The organism is Stenotrophomonas sp. GL_111 (genome assembly GCF_057835245.1).
This window is the reverse complement of record NZ_CM174421.1, coordinates 2,208,936-2,233,372: the sequence shown is the minus strand read 5'-3', so window position 1 is coordinate 2,233,372 and position 24,437 is coordinate 2,208,936. Positions and strand designations below refer to the sequence as shown.

The window sequence follows — 24,437 nt, the reverse complement described above, 5'->3', positions numbered from 1 at the left end:
TGCAGCAGCGCGAGGAGCTGCCACGCACAGCGGGCGGGAAGATCGATCGGAAGGCCCTGTCGGCGTTGCGGCTTGCCACCCCTGTGATGGTCGGCAAGCGGATCCTGCCCCGTACGGCCCTTGAGCATGAGCTGGCCAGCATCTGGGCCGACGTGCTTGGTGTTGCGGCCATCGGCGTCGAAGACAACTTCTTTGCCCTTGGTGGCAACTCTTTCCGCTCGCTGCAGATCATTTCCGCCGTTGCGAGGCGGCTGTCAGTGCAGCTGAGCCTGCGGGACTTCTTCGATGCCCCGACGATCGCCGGCTGCGCGCGGTGCATCATCACCAGGCAGGCCATGCCCACGGAGGATGCCGTGCTGCCGCAGTTGGCCGCCGATCCGGCAAACCGCCACGATCCGTTCCCGCTGACCCCGATCCAGCAGGCGTATTGGCTCGGCCGCAGCGGAGCATTCGAGCTGGGCAATGTCGCCACCCAGGGATACGTCGAACACGATATCCCTGCGTACGACCACCACAGGATGGAAATGGCGCTGCGCGCGGTCATTGATCGCCACGACATGCTGCGTGCCGTGATCAGCGAAGCAGGCGAGCAGCGCGTTCTGCCGGCCGTGCCTGCGTACGACATCGCGGTCCACGACTACTCCGCACGCTCAGGTGACGCCCTTGTAGACCACCTTGAGGTGGTGCGCAAGGACATGGGCACCCAGGTGCGCTCGGTGCACTCCTGGCCGATCTTTGAAGTGCGGGTGACGGTGTTGCCCGGTGGCGTCGGCAAGCTGCATGTCTGCACCGACGCGATCATCCTCGACGCGCGCAGCCGGGCGATTCTCGTTGATGAGGTCATGCGTCTTTACGCTGATCCTGGCTTCATCCTGCCGCCGCTTGGGCTCACTTTCCGTGACTATGTCCTGGCCGAGGCGGAGCATCGCAAGGGCGATGCGTTCGCACGCGCGCAACAGTATTGGATGGCGCGGCTGCCAACGTTGCCGCCCGCGCCCGAGCTGCCGTTGGCAATGGACCCGTCACGACTGGCCACGCCGAGGTTTTTACGCCGAAGCCATCGATTCAGCGGGCGGGTCTGGGCCCGGCTGCAGTCCTGCGCCACCGAGTTGCAGGTCACACCGATCTGCCTGCTGATGACGGCGTTCGCAGATGTGCTGTCGTTCTGGGGAGGGCGTGAAGATTTCACGGTGAATGTCACCCTGTTCAATCGCATGCCGCTTCACGAGGACGTGAACAGGCTCATTGGTGACTTCACGTCCTCCAACCTGTTGCAGATGCAGGTCCCGCCGGGGTCGACCTTCACCGATCGGGCACGCTCGGTGCAGGCTCGCCTGCTGGATGACATCGATCACCGCACCTTCAGCGGCGTGGACGTGCTGCGCCAGCTGATCTCCCGCAGCGGCAACGCGGGCGCGGCGTTGATGCCGGTGGTATTCACCGGCCTGGTAGGCTCGCGCAGCGACGAGGAGCGCCAGGCCAGCGCGGCAGGGCTACTCGACAGCAGTGCTACCACCATCGGCGCCACGCAGACCTCCCAGGTCTACCTCGACTGCCAGGTCTACGATGAAGCCGACAGTATTGCGGTGACCTGGAATACAGTCGACGCGTTGTTCCTGCCCGGCGTCATCGATGCCATGTTCACTGCCTACGTGGAGAGGGTGGACGCCGTTGCGCTCCATGGACAGGTGCGCATGGACAAGGGCCTTTGCCTGTTGCCGGCGCAGCAGCGGGCCATCATGGACGCAAGCAATGCGACCAGCGTGGCTAGGCCGCCCCGCCTGCTGCATGAGCTGTTCATCGACAACGTGCGCGCATGCGCCGATGCACCCGCTGTCATCGCTGACGATGTGGTGCTCACGTATGACCGCCTCGACCGGGAAAGCAACCTGCTCGCGGCGACCCTGACCGCGCATGGCGTAGGCGTTGGAGACCATGTCGCAGTGCTGATGCACAAGGGCTGGGAGCAGGTGGTCGCTGTGATCGCGGTACTCAAGGCAGGCGCCGCGTACTTGCCGATCGATGCGGATCTACCCTCCGAACGGGTAGGGCACCTGATCTCGCAGACCCGTGCAAGTATCGTGCTTGTCCAGCATGGACAGCAGACCAGCCTCGGCCAGGGGCTGCACGTGGAGCCGGTCCTCCTGCATCCGGAAGCACTCCTGGTCGCGTACGCGGGTAGGACTACAGCGGTTCTGCAGGTCCCAGGCGATCTGGCCTATACCATTTTCACGTCGGGTTCGACGGGTCAGCCCAAGGGCGTGATGATTGACCATGCGGGCGCGGTCAATACCGTCCTGGACATCAATGCACGCTTCAACGTGGGCCCCCACGACCGTGTCTTTGGCATTTCCGAGCTCAATTTCGACCTGTCGGTCTACGATATCTTCGGGACGCTTGCCGCCGGTGCCGCGCTGGTGATTCCGGCGGCGCATCACACACGTGATCCGCAGGCGTGGATGACCCTGCTGGCAGGGCACGGGGTGACCATCTGGAACAGCGTGCCGGCATTGGCGAAGCTGCTGTTCGATGAGGCCGCTCGCAAGGGGGCCGGGCTTCCCCTGCGGGTGGTGATGATGAGCGGGGACTGGATTCCGCTGGATCTTCCGCCCCTGATCCGCACGGTGTTGCCTGATGCCGTCATCCACAGTCTGGGCGGAGCCACGGAGGCATCGATCTGGTCGGTTGGCTATCAGATTGATGCGATCGACCCGGATTGGCGCAGCGTGCCGTACGGCGCCGCCATGGAGAATCAAAGCCTGCATGTGCTTGATGCTGCACTGCAGCCGTGCCCGGCGTGGGTACGTGGCGACCTGTACATCGGCGGCATTGGCGTGGCCATGGGCTATCACGACAACGTCGAGTTGACAGCCGCCAGCTTCATCACCGACGACGCAGGACACCGCCTCTATCGCACCGGAGATCTTGCGCGTTGGATGGGCGATGGCAACCTTGAGTTCCTCGGTCGCATGGACAGCCAGGTGAAGATCAACGGCTACCGTATCGAACTGGGTGAAATCGAAAGCCAGCTCGTCCGGTTGGACGGAATCGCCGAGGCTGTAGTGGTTGCAGTGGGTGAGCGGGACGCCCGTCGGCTGGTGGCGTATGTGGTGCCCACGGCGGACGATGCGCTCACGGGAGCGTCGCCAGAGGAAGGCATGCTTGCACGTCGACTCGACGCCGGCCTTCGGCATGTATTACCTGGCTATATGGTCCCTGAGGCATTCGTCGCGCTGGATGCCATTCCGTTGACTGCCAACGGCAAGGTGGACCGGCGCAGATTGCCCGATCCGGGCGTCGTTGCGGTACGGCACGAACGAGTGCCGGCCATGACGCCGCTGGAGGTCGACATCACAGCCGTGTGGAGCGGATTGCTTGGCACCGAAGAATTCGGTGTCACCGACAATTTCTTTGCATTAGGGGGCAATTCGATCGTGGCGGTGCGCGCCATCACTGCCATCCGCGAGAAGTACCAGCTCTCCGGGGACGCATTCCAGTTCAACGACTTCTTCGCAGCCGCCACGGTCCGCTCGGTCGCCGCCATTGTCGAACGGGCGCTGCAACAGCATGACGACGATGACATGGCCGTGCTGGGCGACGATGCCGCCATCGAGTCGGGGCTGATCTGATGCCGCCCGAACAGATCATCAGGTCCGCGCGCGACGCTGGCGTCATCCTCTATCTCGACGCCGGCAAGCTGGCCTTCAAGGCACGTGCCGGACAGTTCACTGCCCCACTGCGGGACCTGGTTCGGGCGAACCGCGAGGAACTTGTGGCATGGTTGTCCGCGCAACCCGGACAGGCCTCCCGCATCGCACCGCTGGGCCAGGCGGAATATCCGCTGTCGCATACGCAGCGCCGTCTGCACTTCCTGGCGCAGCTGGAGGGCAAGACGTCGCAGTACAACCTGCGCGCGGCATTACGGCTGGAGGGAATGCTCGACCATCAGGCACTGTCTGGCGCGCTCGACGCGTTGGTGGAGCGCCATCAGATCCTGCGCAGCACGTTCATCGAGGATGCGCAGGGCGCCCGCCAGGTTGTCCATCCGTGCATGCCGGTGACGCTGGAGCAGCATGATCTGTCGACATTGGCGCCGGCGGCACGGGAGCAGGCGCTGCAGGCATTGATGGAGGAAGAGGCACGCCGCGACTTCGCGCTGGCCAGCGAGGCGCCGCTGGCGGCACGCCTGGTGATGCTTGGCCCGGCGTCCCATGCGGTGCTGTTGACCATCCACCACCTGGCCACCGACGGGACGTCGATGACGATCCTGACGCGTGAGTTCATGCAGTTCTACGATGCGCTGCGCCGTGGTCAGGCCGCAGCGCTGCCGGCATTGCCGTTCCAGTATGGTGACTTCGCGGCCTGGCAGCAGGGGGCACTGGGCGAAGCGGTACTGGGGCGCCAGCTGGATTATTGGCGCGAGGCGTTGAGCGGCGTGCCCGTGGTACATGGCCTGCCGCTGGACCGGCCGCGGCCGCCGCAGCCGGATCACCATGGCGCCGTGCACCTGCAGCGGATTGACGGCGCGCTGCATGCAGGGCTGATGCAGCTGGCGCAGCGCCATGGCTGCACGCTGTTCGTGGTGGTCAAGGCATTGCTGGCGGTCTTGCTGGGCAAGCATTCCGGGCAGCGTGACATCCTGCTGGGCGTTCCCGCAGCAGGGCGCAACCAGCCCGGCACCGACGCACTTGTTGGCTTCTTCGCCAATACGCTGGTATTCCGCCATGGGCTGGCGTGGGAAAGCACGTTCGCCAGCCTGCTGGAGACGCACAAGGCCCAGGCGGCCGACGTCTTCGCCCATCAGGATGTGCCGTTCGAACTGCTGGTGGAGACGCTGCAGGTGGAGCGCAACCTGAGCCATGCGCCGCTGATCCAGGTCTTCCTTGCGTTCCAGAACTACGCCCGGCAGCACCTGCAGCTGGACGGGTTGCAGGTGGAGCCGTTGCTGTCCAACAGCCACAGCGTGCGCTTCGATCTCGAGTTGACGGCGCAGGTGCATGAGGACGTGCTGGAACTGCAGTGGGGTTATGCCACTGCGCTGTTCAACGCGGCGACGATTGCGCGGCTGGCGGCGGGGCTGCATGCACTGGTGCAGGCGGTCGTGGCCGATGACCAGCAACCGTTGTCGACCTTGTCCACGCTGACCGCAGCAGACCAGGACCAGCTGGCCCAGTGGAATGCGACCACTCTGCCCGTGGAGGCGATGGCGTTGCCCTGGCGCATTGCCGCCCAGGCGCGGCGCACACCGGAGCACACGGCAGTGGAGGATGGCCGCACGCGCCTGGACTACCAGACGCTGCTGGCGCGTGCCGATGGACTGGCCCAGCACCTGCGTGCGCGTGGCATTGGTCCGGGCAGTCTGGTCGGGGTCTATCTGCCGCGCAGCGTGGGCCTGCCGGTGGCGCTGCTGGCCGTCCATCGTGCCGGTGCGGCCTATGTACCGCTGGATCCGGGTTACCCGGCTGCACGCCTGGCCTATGTGGTGGAGGACAGCGGGCTGCAGTTGGTGCTCACCGAAGGGAGCCTGGCCGCACAGGTGTCCGCGTTGTCGTCCACCGTGGATGTCGTGCGGGTGGAGGATGTGCCTGCCACGGATACCGAGCTGGCCGTTGTGCCGCCACAGGGCGACGATCTGGCCTATGTGATCTATACCTCCGGCTCCACCGGCCGTCCCAAGGGCGTGATGGTGGAACACCGCCAACTGGCCAACTTCCACGCGGCCATGCGCCAGGACCTTGACCTTGACCTTGACCTTGACCTGGGGCCGGCCCGGAAGCAGGGCGTATGGTTGGCGGTCACTGCGTGTTCGTTCGACATCTCCATCCTGGAGCTGTTGTGCCCGCTGGCACAGGGCTTCACCGTGGTGCTCGGTGACCACCAGCGTCATGCCGAACCCGGATATTCCTTCGCCGCGCTGCTGACCGGGCACCAGGTGACGCACCTGCAGTGCACGCCCTCGCTGCTGCGCATGTACATGGAGCTACCTGATTTCTGCCAGGCGCTGGCGGGCCTGCAGGTGTTGATGGTGGGCGGCGAGGCCTGTCCTGCGCCGCTGGTGGCGCGGCTGCAACGGCATACCCGGGCACGACTGGTGAATCTGTACGGGCCCACCGAGACGACCATCTGGTCCTCGTGCGCGGCGCTGGGCAGCGGCCGCGCCGTCACCATTGGGCGGCCGGTGGCCAATACCCGCTTCCACGTGGTGGACGAGGCCCTGCGGCCGGTGGCCATCGGCGTGCAGGGGGAACTGCTGATCGGCGGCGACGGCGTGAGCCGCGGGTATCTCGGCCGCGATGATCTCACCGCCGAGCGCTTTGTGGCGTTGCCCGATGGTGAGCGCGTGTATCGCACAGGCGATCTTGTGCGCTGGCTGGACAGTGGCGAGCTGCTGTACGTCGGTCGCTGCGATGCACAGGTGAAGATCCGTGGCCATCGCGTGGAACTGGGTGAGATCGAGGCCCAGCTGGTTGCACTGGCCGACGTGCGCGAGGCGGCGGTCACACTGCATGCCCCCGCGACCGGCGAGCCGTTCCTGGCGGCCTACATGGTGGCGCATGCGCCGCCGCAGGACCAAGACGCCTGGCTGTTGGACTGCAGGACGGCGCTGTCCCGTGAGTTGACCGGCTACATGATGCCCTCGGCCTTCATGCTGCTCGATCGCCTGCCGATGACGCCAAACGGCAAGATCGACCGCAACGCGCTGCCGGCACCGCAGATAGCTCACGACGAACCGGCGCTGGCCCCACGTACGCCGCTGGAAACCACGTTGTTGGCTGCCTGGGAGCGGGCGTTGCAACGCAGCGACCTCGGCGTCAACCAGAACTTCTTCACCATGGGCGGGCATTCGCTGCTGGCGACGCGCCTGGTCATGGACATCAACGCACAACTGCAGTCGCGACTGCGGCTGGTGGATGTGTTCCTGCACCAGACCGTGGCCGAGCAGGCCGACTATCTGCAACAGTGCGCCGAAGCAGATGACACTGCAGGTGACGTGCCGATCACACCGCTGGGCCAGGCGGAATATCCGCTGTCGCATACGCAGCGCCGTCTGCACTTCCTGGCGCAGCTGGAGGGCAAGACGTCGCAGTACAACCTGCGCGCGGCATTGCGGCTGGAGGGAATGCTCGACCATCAGGCACTGTCTGGCGCGCTCGACGCGTTGGTGGAGCGCCATCAGATCCTGCGCAGCACGTTCATCGAGGATGCGCAGGGCGCCCGCCAGGTTGTCCATCCGTGCATGCCGGTGACGCTGGAGCAGCATGATCTGTCGACATTGGCGCCGGCGGCACGGGAGCAGGCGCTGCAGGCATTGATGGAGGAAGAGGCACGCCGCGACTTCGCGCTGGCCAGCGAGGCGCCGCTGGCGGCACGCCTGGTGATGCTTGGCCCGGCGTCCCATGCGGTGCTGTTGACCATCCACCACCTGGCCACCGACGGGACGTCGATGACGATCCTGACGCGTGAGTTCATGCAGTTCTACGATGCGCTGCGCCGTGGTCAGGCCGCAGCGCTGCCGGCATTGCCGTTCCAGTATGGTGACTTCGCGGCCTGGCAGCAGGGGGCACTGGGCGAAGCGGTACTGGGGCGTCAGCTGGATTATTGGCGCGAGGCGTTGAGCGGCGTGCCCGTGGTACATGGCCTGCCGCTGGACCGGCCGCGGCCGCCGCAGCCGGATCACCATGGCGCCGTGCACCTGCAGCGGATTGACGGCGCGCTGCATGCAGGGCTGATGCAGCTGGCGCAGCGCCATGGCTGCACGCTGTTCGTGGTGGTCAAGGCATTGCTGGCGGTCTTGCTGGGCAAGCATTCCGGGCAGCGTGACATCGTGCTGGGCGTTCCCGCAGCAGGGCGCAACCAGCCCGGCACCGACGCACTTGTTGGCTTCTTCGCCAATACGCTGGTATTCCGCCATGGGCTGGCGTGGGAAAGCACGTTCGCCAGCCTGCTGGAGACGCACAAGGCCCAGGCGGCCGACGTCTTCGCCCATCAGGATGTGCCGTTCGAACTGCTGGTGGAGACGCTGCAGGTGGAGCGCAACCTGAGCCATGCGCCGCTGATCCAGGTCTTCCTTGCGTTCCAGAACTACGCCCGGCAGCACCTGCAGCTGGACGGGTTGCAGGTGGAGCCGTTGCTGTCCAACAGCCACAGCGTGCGCTTCGATCTCGAGTTGACGGCGCAGGTGCATGAGGACGTACTGGAACTGCAGTGGGGTTATGCCACTGCGCTGTTCAACGCGGCGACGATCGCGCGGCTGGCGGCGGGGCTGCATGCACTGGTGCAGGCGGTCGTGGCCGATGACCAGCAACCGTTGTCGACCTTGTCCACGCTGACCGCGGCAGACCAGGACCAGCTGGCCCAGTGGAATGCGACCACTCTGCCCGTGGAGGCGATGGCGTTGCCCTGGCGCATTGCCGCCCAGGCGCGGCGCACACCGGAGCACACGGCAGTGGAGGATGGCCGCACGCGCCTGGACTACCAGACGCTGCTGGCGCGTGCCGATGGACTGGCCCAGCACCTGCGTGCGCGCGGCATTGGTCCGGGCAGTCTGGTCGGGGTCTATCTGCCGCGCAGCGTGGACCTGCCGGTGGCGCTGCTGGCCGTCCATCGTGCCGGTGCGGCCTATGTACCGCTGGATCCGGGTTACCCGGCTGCACGCCTGGCCTATGTGGTGGAGGACAGCGGGCTGCAGTTGGTGCTCACCGAAGGGAGCCTGGCCGCACAGGTGTCCGCGTTGTCGTCCACCGTGGATGTCGTGCGGGTGGAGGATGTGCCTGCCACGGATACCGAGCTGGCCGTTGTGCCGCCACAGGGCGACGATCTGGCCTATGTGATCTATACCTCCGGCTCCACCGGCCGTCCCAAGGGCGTGATGGTGGAACACCGCCAACTGGCCAACTTCCACGCGGCCATGCGCCAGGACCTTGACCTTGACCTTGACCTGGGGCCGGCCCGGAAGCAGGGCGTATGGTTGGCGGTCACTGCGTGTTCGTTCGACATCTCCATCCTGGAGCTGTTGTGCCCGCTGGCACAGGGCTTCACCGTGGTGCTCGGTGACCACCAGCGTCATGCCGAACCCGGATATTCCTTCGCCGCGCTGCTGACCGGGCACCAGGTGACGCACCTGCAGTGCACGCCCTCGCTGCTGCGCATGTACATGGAGCTACCTGATTTCTGCCAGGCGCTGGCGGGCCTGCAGGTGTTGATGGTGGGCGGCGAGGCCTGTCCTGCGCCGCTGGTGGCGCGGCTGCAACGGCATACCCGGGCACGACTGGTGAATCTGTACGGGCCCACCGAGACGACCATCTGGTCCTCGTGCGCGGCGCTGGGCAGCGGCCGCGCCGTCACCATTGGGCGGCCGGTGGCCAATACCCGCTTCCACGTGGTGGACGAGGCCCTGCGGCCGGTGGCCATCGGCGTGCAGGGGGAACTGCTGATCGGCGGCGACGGCGTGAGCCGCGGGTATCTCGGCCGCGATGATCTCACCGCCGAGCGCTTTGTGGCGTTGCCCGATGGTGAGCGCGTGTATCGCACAGGCGATCTTGTGCGCTGGCTGGACAGTGGCGAGCTGCTGTACGTCGGTCGCTGCGATGCACAGGTGAAGATCCGTGGCCATCGCGTGGAACTGGGTGAGATCGAGGCCCAGCTGGTTGCACTGGCCGACGTGCGCGAGGCGGCGGTCACACTGCATGCCCCCGCGACCGGCGAGCCGTTCCTGGCGGCCTACATGGTGGCGCATGCGCCGCCGCAGGACCAAGACGCCTGGCTGTTGGACTGCAGGACGGCGCTGTCCCGTGAGTTGACCGGCTACATGATGCCCTCGGCCTTCATGCTGCTCGATCGCCTGCCGATGACGCCAAACGGCAAGATCGACCGCAACGCGCTGCCGGCACCGCAGGCTGGGGACGTCCATCGTCACCAGCACACGAGCCCCGACAACGAGGTCGAAGCGCGCCTGCAGGTGATCTGGGGGGAACTGCTCGGACGAGACGACGTCAGTACCACCGCGAACTATTTCGAGGCGGGTGGACATTCACTGTTGGCGACACGCCTGCTGTCCGGCATCCGCAGTGCATTTGATGTCGAGCTCTCGTTGCGGGAGATCTTCCAACACACCACCATCCGTGCGCAGGCTGTCCTGGTGTCCTCCAGTCCACGCGCATCTACGCCGGCCCTGCTGGTCGCTCACCGTCCGGCGCGCATCCCGCTGTCTGCGGCGCAACAGCGGCTGTGGTTCGTCTCCACCGGAGGCGATGGTGACGGGCAGTACGGGATAAGCACGGCGCTGCGTCTGCAGGGTCGCTTGCGGGTCGATGCGATCGCGACCGCACTCGATCTGGTGCAGCAACGGCACGAGATCCTGCGGACCACCTATCACGTGGACGCCGATGGCGCGTGGCAGCAGATCCACAGGGCTACCGGTACGCGCCTGCGGGTCATGGACTGGTCAGCCACGTCCTTGCAGCAGCAGGAACAGGACCTTCCGGAACTGATCACGGCCGAAGCGGCGCGTGCGTATGACCTTTCCGCAGACCCCGTGCTACGGGCGACGCTGGTGGCGTTGGCGGACGATGTGCATGTGCTGGTCCTGACCCTGCACCACATCGCGGCCGACGGCTGGTCGATGGATGTGCTGGTCGATGAGTTCTCCCGGCTGTACACGATGATCAGCCAGGGCCAGCCCGCGCAGTTGCCGCCCTTGTCGATCCAGTACGCCGACTACGCCCTGTGGCAGCAGGAGCAGGCTCCGGCGCTGGCCGACGGCCTGGCATGGTGGGGCACGCAGCTGGCCGGTGCGCCGGACCTGAGTACGTTGCCCGGGGACCGTCCACGCCCGGCACGCATGCCGGGGCAGGGCGCCAACCTGCGCAGTGAACTGCCGGCAGCCCTGATGACGCGGGTCCGAAGTTTCTGCCATGCCCAGGATGTCACACCCTTCATGCTGCTCGAGGCGGTGCTGGCACTGCTGGTTGCGCGCTACAGCGACCAGCACGACGTGGTGATCGGGACACCGGTGGCAGGCCGTCTGCACCGCGAGGTGGAGCCGCTGGTCGGGTGTTTCGTCAACAACCTTGCACTGCGGACGCAGCTCGCGCCGGCGATGCCGTTCGATGCCCTGCTGCGCGCCACGCGCGGCACGGTGATCGAAGCCTACAGCGCACAGGCGGTGCCATTCGACAAGGTGGTGGAGCGCCTGCAGGTAGAACGCAGCCTGGGCCACAGTCCGCTGTTCCAGGTGCTGTTCACCCTGCAGAACACGCCGCAGCGGCGGCTGGAGCTGCCGGGGCTGCGCATCGAGGGAATCGCCCACGCCGCACAGACCAGCAAGTACGATCTGGAGCTGACGGCCTGGGAGCACGAGGGAGCGCTGCGGCTGAGCTGGCAGTACGCCACGGCCCTGTTCGATGCGGCCACCATCGCGCAGATCGCCGACCACTACACGACACTGCTGCAAGCCGTACTGGATGCACCGGCCACGCCTGTATTCGCACTGCCCATGATGCATGCGCAGGAACATGCCCGCTGGGATGCCTGGAACGCCACCGCCCGCGACTATCCACGCGCGCAGTGTGTGCATGCGTTGTTCCAGCAACAGGTCCAGCGCACGCCACAGGCACTGGCCCTGACCGACGGCACGCGCGAGCTGAGTTATGCAGCACTTGACGCATGGTCCAGCCGGGCCGCGCATGCGCTGCGCGCACAAGGGGCGGGCCCGGGCAGCGTGGTGGGCCTGCATGTGGCGCGCTCGCTGGAGCAGGTGGTAGGCGTGCTGGCCATCCTCAAGGCCGGCGCGGCCTATCTGCCGCTGGAGCCGGAGCATCCCGATGCCCGCCTGGCCTACATGTGCAGCGACAGCGCGGTGAGCCAGGTGCTCACCGTCGATGCCCTGGCTGGACGCGGACGTGCGCTGGCGGCATGGACGCTGTGCCTGGATGACCAGGACGCGCTGTCGCCCTGGCCCGAAACCGCTCCACTGGTGGAGGATGCGCACCCGGAGCAATTGGCCTACCTGATCTATACCTCCGGTTCGACCGGCCAGCCCAAGGGCGTGCGGGTGCCGCATCGCGGCGTAGTGAACTACCTTGAGCATGCGCGTGGCTACCTGCAGCCGGGCCACCATGGTGCGGTGATGGGCACGCCGTTGAGCTTTGATGCCACGGTAACGACCCTGTTCGTGCCCTTGCTTGCAGGGCGGTGCCTGGTGGTGCTGCCGACCGAGGCCGGCGCGTTGTTCAGCGCACTGGCGCACTACCTGTTCGAGGACGGGCGCGACTGGCTGTTCAAGCTGACCCCGGCCCACCTGGATGGACTGTTTGCAACCCATGCAGGCAGCGCGGCCGCCGCGCAGCGCCGGCACTGTCTGGTGATCGGCGGCGAGCAGTTGACCAAGGCGACGGTGGCACGTTGGCAGCGCGAGCGCCTGCCATTGGCCGACTACGTGAATGAATACGGCCCGACTGAAACCGTCGTCGGCTGCTCGGTGTACACGGTGCGCACTCCGGCAGATCTGCAGCGCGGGGGACATGCCGTGGCAATCGGCCGCCCCATCCAGAACACCCGGCTGCACATCCTCAACGCACTGGACCAGCCGGTACCGCTGGGCGCAGTGGGTGAGCTGTGCATCGGCGGCGATGGCGTCACCGAGGGCTATCAGAACCTGCCCGAGCAGACCGACGCGCGTTTCCGCATGCACTGCATGCACGATGGCCGCAGCGAGCGGCTGTATCACAGCGGCGACCTGGTGCGCTGCGCCCGTGACGGCGAGCTTGAATACCTGGGGCGACGCGACGAGCAGGTCAAGCTGCGTGGCTACCGCATCGAACTGGGCGAGATCGAGGCACGGCTGCGTGAAGATCCGCGTGTGAGTGATGCGGTGGCGCTGGTCCAGGGCGACGGTGATGGACGCCGCGTGGTCGCATTTGTTGTCAGCGACGTGCACATCGATGAACAGGCAACATTCCTCGCGGCACTGCAGCAATCGATGGCACGCACTCTGGCGGAATACATGCGGCCATCGGCACTGGGCGTGTTGACGCAGCTGCCGCTCACGCACAACGGCAAGGTCGATCGTGCAGCACTGCCGTTGCTGGCAATGGCCAAAGCAGCAGCGTATCGCGCACCGTCCACCGCAACTGAAACGGTGCTCGCCACAGTGTGGCAGCACCTGCTCGACCGTGAAGAGCCAATCGGCACCGACGATAATTTCTTCCGACTGGGTGGTCATTCACTGCTTGCAACACGTATGATACTTGCGCTCAACCAGCGCTGTTCAATCGCACTCGGCATCGCCGATGCGTTCCAGTCCCAGACCTTGGCAGCACTGGCAGCACGAGCGGACGAGCAGATCGCGCGGGCGCATCCCATGGAGGCCCCCATCCAGCGTCGTGCACCGGGAGCGGATTCGCCACTGTCCTATGCACAGCAGCGGCTGTGGTTCATCGACCGACTGTCAGGGGGAAGTCGCGAGTACCAGATCGTGTTGCCCGTGAAGCTCCATGGTCGGCTCGACATGGACGCAGTGGTGGCCGCGCTGACGACGATCATCCAGCGCCATGACGTGCTGCGTACAACGTACGTCGAGGATCAGGACGGACGCGTGCTGCAACATGTGCAGGCGCAGGCTGCGTTCGCGCTGAGCGGGTACAGGGATCTGCGCACCTGTGATCCACGGGAGCAGCAGAAGCGGCTTGACGAGCAACTGCGCGAAGCGGTCGATATCGACGCAGACCTTTCCGCAGACCCCGTGCTACGGGCGACGCTGGTGGCGTTGGCGGACGATGTGCATGTGCTGGTCCTGACCCTGCACCACATCGCGGCCGACGGCTGGTCGATGGATGTGCTGGTCGATGAGTTCTCCCGGCTGTACACGATGATCAGCCAGGGCCAGCCCGCGCAGTTGCCGCCCTTGTCGATCCAGTACGCCGACTACGCCCTGTGGCAGCAGGAGCAGGCTCCGGCGCTGGCCGACGGCCTGGCATGGTGGGGCACGCAGCTGGCCGGTGCGCCGGACCTGAGTACGTTGCCCGGGGACCGTCCACGCCCGGCACGCATGCCGGGGCAGGGCGCCAACCTGCGCAGTGAACTGCCGGCAGCCCTGATGACGCGGGTCCGAAGTTTCTGCCATGCCCAGGATGTCACACCCTTCATGCTGCTCGAGGCGGTGCTGGCACTGCTGGTTGCGCGCTACAGCGACCAGTACGACGTGGTGATCGGGACACCGGTGGCAGGCCGTCTGCACCGCGAGGTGGAGCCGCTGGTCGGGTGTTTCGTCAACAACCTTGCACTGCGGACGCAGCTCGCGCCGGCGATGCCGTTCGATGCCCTGCTGCGCGCCACGCGCGGCACGGTGATCGAAGCCTACAGCGCACAGGCGGTGCCATTCGACAAGGTGGTGGAGCGCCTGCAGGTAGAACGCAGCCTGGGCCACAGTCCGCTGTTCCAGGTGCTGTTCACCCTGCAGAACACGCCGCAGCGGCGGCTGGAGCTGCCGGGGCTGCGCATCGAGGGAATCGCCCACGCCGCACAGACCAGCAAGTACGATCTGGAGCTGACGGCCTGGGAGCACGAGGGAGCGCTGCGGCTGAGCTGGCAGTACGCCACGGCCCTGTTCGATGCGGCCACCATCGCGCAGATCGCCGACCACTACACGACACTGCTGCAAGCCGTACTGGATGCACCGGCCACGCCTGTATTCGCACTGCCCATGATGCATGCGCAGGAACATGCCCGCTGGGATGCCTGGAACGCCACCGCCCGCGACTATCCACGCGCGCAGTGTGTGCATGCGTTGTTCCAGCAACAGGTCCAGCGCACGCCACAGGCACTGGCCCTGACCGACGGCACGCGCGAGCTGAGTTATGCAGCACTTGACGCATGGTCCAGCCGGGCCGCGCATGCGCTGCGCGCACAAGGGGCGGGCCCGGGCAGCGTGGTGGGCCTGCATGTGGCGCGCTCGCTGGAGCAGGTGGTAGGCGTGCTGGCCATCCTCAAGGCCGGCGCGGCCTATCTGCCGCTGGAGCCGGAGCATCCCGATGCCCGCCTGGCCTACATGTGCAGCGACAGCGCGGTGAGCCAGGTGCTCACCGTCGATGCCCTGGCTGGACGCGGACGTGCGCTGGCGGCATGGACGCTGTGCCTGGATGACCAGGACGCGCTGTCGCCCTGGCCCGAAACCGCTCCACTGGTGGAGGATGCGCACCCGGAGCAATTGGCCTACCTGATCTATACCTCCGGTTCGACCGGCCAGCCCAAGGGCGTGCGGGTGCCGCATCGCGGCGTAGTGAACTACCTTGAGCATGCGCGTGGCTACCTGCAGCCGGGCCACCATGGTGCGGTGATGGGCACGCCGTTGAGCTTTGATGCCACGGTAACGACCCTGTTCGTGCCCTTGCTTGCAGGGCGGTGCCTGGTGGTGCTGCCGACCGAGGCCGGCGCGTTGTTCAGCGCACTGGCGCACTACCTGTTCGAGGACGGGCGCGACTGGCTGTTCAAGCTGACCCCGGCCCACCTGGATGGACTGTTTGCAACCCATGCAGGCAGCGCGGCCGCCGCGCAGCGCCGGCACTGTCTGGTGATCGGCGGCGAGCAGTTGACCAAGGCGACGGTGGCACGTTGGCAGCGCGAGCGCCTGCCATTGGCCGACTACGTGAATGAATACGGCCCGACTGAAACCGTCGTCGGCTGCTCGGTGTACACGGTGCGCACTCCGGCAGATCTGCAGCGCGGGGGACATGCCGTGGCAATCGGCCGCCCCATCCAGAACACCCGGCTGCACATCCTCAACGCACTGGACCAGCCGGTACCGCTGGGCGCAGTGGGTGAGCTGTGCATCGGCGGCGATGGCGTCACCGAGGGCTATCAGAACCTGCCCGAGCAGACCGACGCGCGTTTCCGCATGCACTGCATGCACGATGGCCGCAGCGAGCGGCTGTATCACAGCGGCGACCTGGTGCGCTGCGCCCGTGACGGCGAGCTTGAATACCTGGGGCGACGCGACGAGCAGGTCAAGCTGCGTGGCTACCGCATCGAACTGGGCGAGATCGAGGCACGGCTGCGTGAAGATCCGCGTGTGAGTGATGCGGTGGCGCTGGTCCAGGGCGACGGTGATGGACGCCGCGTGGTCGCATTTGTTGTCAGCGACGTGCACATCGATGAACAGGCAACATTCCTCGCGGCACTGCAGCAATCGATGGCACGCACTCTGGCGGAATACATGCGGCCATCGGCACTGGGCGTGTTGACGCAGCTGCCGCTCACGCACAACGGCAAGGTCGATCGTGCAGCACTGCCGTTGCTGGCAATGGCCAAAGCAGCAGCGTATCGCGCACCGTCCACCGCAACTGAAACGGTGCTCGCCACAGTGTGGCAGCACCTGCTCGACCGTGAAGAGCCAATCGGCGCCGACGATAATTTCTTCCGACTGGGTGGTCATTCACTGCTTGCAACACGTATGATCCTTGAGATCAACACGCGCTGGCCGGATGCTGTGCAGTTGAAGGATGTGTTCGAGCAACAGAGCCTTGTGCATCTTGCGCGTTACATCGATTGCATGCAGGAGCAGGCCGTTGGCAAGAATGCTGGCGGAACCACAGGAACCGTGGTTCGTGAAGAAATGGAGTGGTAACAACATGGAATCAGCGAAGGACCTGCTGTGCCGGCTCTCCTCGATGGGCGTGGAGATCTATCTTGATGAAGGAAAGCTCAAGACCCGTGCGGCCGCCGGTTGCATCACGGAGGACGTCGCAGCACTGATTCGGCTCCACCGCGATGGTCTGGTGACGGAGCTGTCTGCGCAGGACGCCGACGCGGCGATGCTCACGCCGAACATGCGCAGGCTGTGGTTCGCGCAGACACTTTCCAAGGCAGGGGCGATGTACAACGTCCCGATTGTCGTGCGATTGAAAGGCGAGCTGGACGCGTCACGCCTTGAGCAGGCGCTGGCACGCATCACGCGCCGCCACCAGGCGCTGCGTACCACGATTGCTGAACGCGATGGTGATATCGAAGCGCGCCTGCATACGGACGAGCTGCGCCTGCACTCACACAGTGCACCGGCGGGTACTGATCTGGACGTGGAGGTCATGCGACTGGCGGCCGTCCTCGTGGCCAGGCCATTCGATCTCTCATGCGACCTGCTGATCCGGGCCGACCTCATCCTCGAGGGTCCCCAGGCACACGTACTGGTGGTGTGCATGCACCACATCGCCGCCGACGGATGGTCGTGTGCGGTGCTGATCAAGGAGTTGCAGGCACTCTACAACGCCGGCAGCACCCGCTCCAGCGACCTTCCATCGCTGCGGATGACATCCGCCGCATACGCCAGATGGCTGGGCTCACCGGAGCATCTAGACCAGGAACAGGCACATCTTGAATACTGGCGCGGGCAATTGCACGATTGCCCGGTAGTGCATGCGCTTGCGCTCGATCATCCGCGCCCACGCATCCAATCATACGAGGGGCGTGAATGCACGCATGCCATTCCAGCAGACATCGCGGCCTCCGCGCGACGGTTGGCAGCCCAGCACGGCAGCACGCTGTTCTGCGTGTTGCAGGCGGCGTTGGCGCTCCTGCTGTCTCGCTGGAGCAATGAGACCGACATTGTTATCGGCACATCCTCTTCGGGCCGCACTCGTCCCGGCATGGAGGACATGGTCGGGTTCTTCGTCAACCCGCTGATCCTGCGCAATCACGTCAAGCCGACGGCAACCGTCTCCGGGTTCCTGGATGCCACTCGTCGCGTCCTGCTGGATGCGTTCGAACACCAGGACGTTCCGTTCGAACGCATCGTCCAGGAGCTGGTTCCCGTGCGGTCCACCAGCCACGCTCCGCTATTCCAGATCATGCTGGATTTCCAGGCGGGTGGTGGCGAAGGGGTGGAACTGGACGGCCTGCGCTGCGAGCTGCTCCCCACCGGCACGCTCGGCGCCAAGTACGACCTGGAGATCACGGCGTTCGACGGCACCGATGGCCTGCATCTGCGCTGGGTGCATGCGGCCGCCCTGTTCAACACGGCCACCATCACGCGCCTGCAGCGTGGCTTCGAAGTCGTCCTGGCAGCGCTCGCCGCGGATGGAGGCGCGCACCTGGGTGTAGTGCCGTTTCTGGCTGCCGATGACCTTGACCACATCCACTGCGAAGGCAACGGCCCACAGGTTGCAGTGGACACCAGGCCGCTGCATGCCCGCTTCCAGGACATTGTCGCGCGCATGCCCACGGCCATCGCCGTCGAGCACGGTGGGCGCGAGTACAGCTATGCCGAGGTCGCCGCCCGCGCCGAAGCGCTGTGCCGCCACCTCCTCCGCGGTGGTCTGCAGCCGGGTGAAAGGGTCGGGCTGTTTCTCCAGCCCGGCGTCGACCTCATCGCCGCCATCCTTGCCGTGCACAAAGCGGGGGCGGCCTATGTGCCGGTCGACCCGGCGTATCCATACGAACGGGTGTGCCACATCCTTGAGGATGCGGCCACCGGCTTCGTTCTCTGCCGCAGCCCTGACCTGCATCGCGGTTGGACCGCCGGCGTGCAGGTGGTGGCGGTGGATCAGGTGCCTTCGTTGTCATCGCAGCACGCCGCACCGCAGGACACTCCCGCTGACGTGCCGCACGACGCTTCCCGCGCGGCCTACGTGCTCTACACATCTGGATCGACGGGGCGTCCCAAAGGGGCCGTCATCAGTCATGCCGCGTTGGGGAACTACCTGGCACATGCGCTGAGCTATCTGCGTCCGAACATGCGCGGTGCCATCGTCAGTTCGTCGATCGGCTTCGACGCCACCATCACCTCGCTGCTCGTGCCGCTGCTGACGGGCCAGCGCATAAAGCTGCTCGACGCAGACCTCGATTCGGTATTCAAGGGCCTGGAGGAACACCTCTTTGACGACACGCATGCCTGGCTTTTCAAGATCACGCCATCGCACCTGTCTGCCCTGGGCCATGCCTGCGCGCAGCGCACCATGTCGACGGCGCCCCATGTCCTGGTCATCGGCGGCGAACAACTGGACTACGCCGTCGTCGGTCTGTGGCGCTCACGCTGGCTCCCCGGCGCGACCTACATCAATGAATATGGTCCGACCGAAACAGTCGTGGGCTGCTCGACCTTCACCATCGACGAGGGCAGTGGCGAGCTTCCCGCCGCCGGCCCGGTGCCGATTGGCTTCCCCATCTGCAACGTCGGTATGTATGCCCTCAGCAATGGGCGCCTGGTGCCGCCGGGAACCGTGGGGGAACTGCACATCGCCGGCGCCGGGTTGGCCGAAGGCTATCTCAACCTGCCGGAGGTAACCGCCGAGCGGTTCATCCACTGCAACGATGTGCAGTCCAATGCCCGCGTGTACCGTAGTGGTGATCTGGTGCGCCTGCGCGACGATGGCGGCTTCGAGTTCATCCGTCGCGTGGATGACCAGGTGAAGATCAGGGGGTACCGCATCGAGACCGGCGAGGTCGAGTCGGCGCTGCGCAACCTGCCACAGGTGCGCGAGGCCGCCGTGGTAGTACAGGGGGATGGCGCCGCGCTCAAGATGGTTGCCTTCGTGCAGCTGCACGACGCTGATGACACTGTGCCTGACGTGCGGCATTCACTGCGCGCGGGTCTGTCAGCAGTCTTGCCGGAGTACATGGTGCCGTCGCTGATTGAGCGGGTAGACGAGCTTCCGCTGACTATCAACGGCAAGGTGGACAAGGCCGCGCTTCCGCAATTGCAACGCAGCCGTGACGTGATGCCCGGAGCAGGCATGGCGCGCACGCGTCTCGAAGCCGCACTTGTTGTAATCTGGAAGGACGTCGTCGGGCAGGATGTGATCGGCGTCCATGACAACTTCCTCGACGCCGGTGCCAACTCGCTGCTGTTCGTGAAGCTGCGTGCGGAAATCCAGTCCCGGCTGGGCCATGCGCTGCACATCACCGCCTTCTTCGAGCATCCCTCGATTGCGGCACTGGCCGGGCACCTGGAACCCGCTGACAGTGTGCCCGCGGCAGAGCCCACCGCGTCACTGCGCGCACCACGTCACGACGCGGATATTCGTGAAAGCATTGCGGTGATCGCCATGGCGGGGCGCTTTCCGGACGCAGCGGATCCTGACGCCCTCTGGGCAAATCTGCGGGCAGGGCACGAGGCCATGGCTGTGTTCAACCATGCCGAGCTGCTCGCCAATGGCATCCCAGCGGGCGTGGCCGCGCATCCGGCGTTCGTGCCGTCGGCGGCGCTGCTTGAGGATGTACAGAGTTTCGATTCCGCCTACTTTCGCATGACGCCCCGCGAAGCGGAGATCCTCGACCCCCAGCAGCGCGTGCTCCTCGAGCTGGCGGTGGAGGCGCTTGAAACGGCAGGGCATGGCGACGGCGCACGCGCCAGGCACTGCGGGGTGTTCGTCGGCTGTGGCGAGAGCGCTTATCTGGCCAACAACCTGTTGTCCAACATGGGTATTGTGCGAGATCTCGGTTTAGCGGTGATGCATGCCAACAGCAATCACTACCTGGCCACCCGCATCGCCTACAAGCTCGACCTGACCGGACCTGCCGTCAATATCGCCACCGCGTGTTCAACCTCGCTGGTAGCCGTCCACCAGGCCGTCGCAAGCCTGCGTAGGGGCGAGTGCACGATGGCGCTGGCAGGCGGCGCAGGCATCTCCGAGTTCGGCCCCGCCGGCTATCTCTACCAGGAAGGAGGCATCGAGTCCCCGGACGGCCACTGCAGGGCGTTCGACGCGCGGGCGCAGGGCACGCGGGGCGGCAATGGCGCAGGACTTGTGCTGCTCAAGCGCCTTGAAGACGCCCTGCGCGACGGCGACCCGATACTTTCGGTGATCGTTGGCAGCGCATTGAACAATGACGGCGCCCACAAGGCAGGCTACACCGCGCCCAGTGTGCACGGGCAGGTCGCGGTCATCCAGGCGGCGCTGGACGATGCGGGTCTGCACGCGGATGAAATCGCGTACGTGGAGACGCATGGCACCGGGACGCCATTGGGCGATCCCGTCGAGTACCGGGCGTTGCGCAGGGTGTTCGAGAGCGCGGGCGCGGGCAGTTGCGTGCTGGGCACGCTGAAGCCGAATATCGGGCACCTGGATGCCGCCGCCGGTGTCGCAGGCCTGATCAAGGCGGTACAGGTCGTGCGCCACGCCGAGTTTCCGCCGTGCCTGCACTATGCAGCGCCCAATCCCTCCATGGACATGGAAAACACACCATTCCGGTTCACGGAGCGTGCCCAAGGCTGGGCCACGCCAGCGGGAGGAACGCGACGCGCAGGCATCAGCGCTTTTGGGATTGGTGGCACCAACGTCCATGTCATCATCGAGCAGGCACCATCGTTGCCTGCTCGCCCCGAGATCACGGCACGACCGCGGCTGCTCCCGGTCTCGGCACGCACGGAGTCGGCGCTGGAAGCGGGCATCCTGGCCCTGCATGCGCACCTCGCGAGCGGGCCCGCGCAGTCCCTGGCCGATATCGCCTATACCCTGCAGGAAGGGCGCCAGGCCCATCCCTGGCGTGCCTGGGTGGTGGCCGCCGATCTGCAAGAGGCCACCGCCGCGTTGCAGCGTCTTTCGCAGGGAGGGGCACGTCACCACACGAGTGGTGCGGCCGCGGCGGTGTTCCTCTTTCCGGGGCAGGGTGCGCAGTACATGGGCATGGCGCAGGGCCTGCTTGATGCGGCACCGCATTTCACGCAGGCGTTCGAGGCGTGCCGGGCACTGGTCAGGCAGCATGCCGGCATTGATCTACGCGCCATGCTGGCTGCGGATGACGAGACCCTGCGGGCGACGCGCGTGGCGCAGCCCCTGGTATTCTCCGTGTGCTACGCCGTCGCCGCCGAATTGATGAGCACGGGCGTTCTTCCGCAGGCCATGCTCGGCCACAGCCTCGGCGAGTACGTGGCAGCTTGCGTCGCCGGCGTGTTCACGCTGGAGGATGCCGTGCGCCTGGTGTGCGAACGCTCCACACTCATGGATGCGTGTGCGCCGGGGGCCATGCTTGCCGTAGCCGCGGCGCCGGACGTCACACGCAGTCTGATTGCATCCGGGGCCGTGGTCGTGGCCGCCATCAATGGCGCACGGAGCCACGTTCTATCGGGCTCACACGATGCGGTTTCCGCGGTTGAAGCCGTTCTGGACGCGGACGGCATCACGCATAGACGCCTGCAGACCTCGCATGCGTTCCATTCTCCGATGATGGATGCTGCGGCAGAGCAACTTCGCGCGGTGCTGTCCACGATCACCTTGCGGCCGCCGCAACGTCCGTATGTGTCCAACCTCACCGGCGAATTCATTACGGCCGAGCAGACGTGCGATCCCGGCTACTGGGTAGCGCACATGCTGGAGCCAGTGCTGTTTGAAAAGGGCGTGCGCACCCTGTGCAGCGATATTGCTGCTGCGGGCAGTGTTCCGGTCTTCATCGAAGCCGGCCCGGGGCAGGGCCTGGGCAATCTCGTGCGTCGTCACGCAGACGCTCCGGAAGTCGCCGTGCTGTCGTGCCTGCGGCATGCACAGGAGACGACATCCGATGCATGTCACTGGCAGAGTGCCATCGGGCGGATGTGGGCGGCGGGCCTCGCGGTTGCATGGTCGGCCTGCGGCGCGGCAGAGCAACCACGTCGCGTGGCGCTTCCCACCTATCAGTTTGATCGGGCACGTCACTGGCTGGCGGCCAGGCCCCCGCTTACACCTGCCGCATCAGACGGCGCCCGCTCGCACGACGCCCGCGACTGGTTCTACGTGCCGCAATGGCAGTTGGTACCCAACCTTGCCCAGGCGCAAGGGGATGAGTCCGCAGCCGCGGCACGTACAGGCGACTGGGTTGTGCTCGGCGATGACATGGGCATCGCGGAGGCGCTCTCGCGCCGCATCGGCGGGCACGGGGGAGTTCTGATCACCGACGGGCAGGGCAGCGATGTTGTCAAGGACGATGCCCACATCGAGCACGTGCTGCGGAACCTCGCGGGACTGCACTCGGTGAAGGTCGCCTGCCTGTGGCCCCTGCGTGCAGAAGCGGGTGCAGATGATCAGGAACGTTTCCAGATGGACCAGCAGCGGGTCTTCTATCCACTGCTGCGCCTGGTGCAGGAGATAAACGACCGCCATCCCCGTCTGGCCGTGCAGCTGACCATCGTCACCGACCGCGCACTGCGCGTCACAGGCACGGAACTCATGCGCCCCGCACTGGCTACGCTGCGCGGTTTTTGCCGCGTGGTGGCGCAGGAACTACCGCAGATCAGCGCACGCCTCATTGATATCGATACTTCGTTGCTGGTCGATGCCTGCCAGCGTCAGCGCATGGCCACCCGCCTGTGGCGGGAGATGACCTGCGCCGACGCTGCGCCTGAACGCGCACTCCGTGGAAACACGCGCTGGCTGAAACACTTCCGTCCTCTCAGCGACGCGGTGCCGGTACCGTCGCCGATGCGCCTGCGGCAGGGAGGGCATTACCTGATCACCGGCGGAACCGGCCGGATCGGGACGACCATTGCGGCATGGCTGGCAGAGCAGTTCGGTGCCCGCGTCACCCTGATTGGCCGCCGGGGCCCATCGTCATTACCGGATGGGACGATGGGCGACAACATCCGCACGCTGCGTGCAGACGTCGGTGATCATCACGCATTCGCTGCCGCGTTCGGCTCGGCAGAGCAGGCATTCGGCCCTGTCGCCGGCGTCATCCATGCAGCGGGTGTTGTCGAGCAAGCGGTGCTTCCACTGGCCCAGACCGATGAGGCCGCATGCGCGGCGCACTTCGCACCGAAGGCCACTGGCCTGATGAACCTTGCGGCGATCCTGCAGGGGCGCGAGGTGGACTTCTGCCTCGTCATGTCATCCCTCGCCATCGAACTGGGTGGTCTCGGCTTCACCGCGTATGCGGCAGCCAACACATATGCGGACGCATTCGTCCAGCGGAAGCGCAACGAAGGCGATGAGCACTGGATCAGTGTGGCCTGGGATGGCTGGAATTTCAGTGCAGGAACGGCACCTGGAGCGGCTCATGCCATGCAGCCCGACGAGGGCCTGCGCGCGTTCGCCACCGTCATGGGACATTGCGAGCAGCCATGCCTGATCAACTCCACCTCGGACCTAGATGCGCGCTTCGCCCGCTGGGTAGGGTCCACCGTTGACCGCAGCGAAGGCGAGGCCGCAAGCGGACCCGGATCGGACGCCGGCACACCCCCGTCCACGGAACAGGTGGTAACAGCGCTTTGGCAGGACGTCCTCGGCATTCCGTCCATTGACCCGCATGCAAGTTTCTTCGAGTTGGGCGGAGACTCCCTCATCGCCACCCGGCTCGTGGCGAGAATCCGTGCCCGGTTCAACGTGCCGGACCGTGTTTTTTCCCTGTCCGAGTTCTTCACACATCCGACCGTGGCCCACATCGCCGCGCGGATCGATGGTCTGTCCATTTCGGAACGCACCTCGTCCATGCGCGACGCCCTGCGGGCGACGCACACGGTGGAGGAGGGGGAGTTCTGA

General features: G+C 65.9%; 3 protein-coding genes (1 of these 3 only partly in view). All 3 read left to right on the top strand.

Going from position 1 to position 24,437, the window contains the following annotated elements:
- Tightly spaced (each overlapping or abutting the next), the 3 genes in view from AC3IPM_RS10060 to AC3IPM_RS10050 form a layout consistent with a single transcriptional unit that may run on beyond the window.
- A protein-coding gene (locus AC3IPM_RS10060) for an amino acid adenylation domain-containing protein (protein WP_489299711.1) crosses the window boundary here: on the top strand, positions 1–3,629 show its 3' portion. It extends 2,998 nt beyond the left edge of the window; only the last 3,629 of its 6,627 coding nucleotides appear in the window; its start codon lies beyond the left edge, outside the window; it ends in the stop codon at positions 3,627–3,629.
- Positions 3,629–16,621 (top strand): amino acid adenylation domain-containing protein, encoded by a 12,993-nt coding sequence (locus AC3IPM_RS10055; RefSeq protein WP_489299710.1) that lies wholly within the window; start codon positions 3,629–3,631, stop codon positions 16,619–16,621. The genes AC3IPM_RS10060 and AC3IPM_RS10055 overlap by 1 nt, the downstream gene beginning before the upstream one ends.
- Positions 16,572–24,437, top strand: coding sequence for an amino acid adenylation domain-containing protein (locus AC3IPM_RS10050; protein ID WP_489304087.1), 7,866 nt, complete (start codon positions 16,572–16,574; stop codon positions 24,435–24,437). Before AC3IPM_RS10055 ends, AC3IPM_RS10050 begins: the two co-directional genes overlap by 50 nt.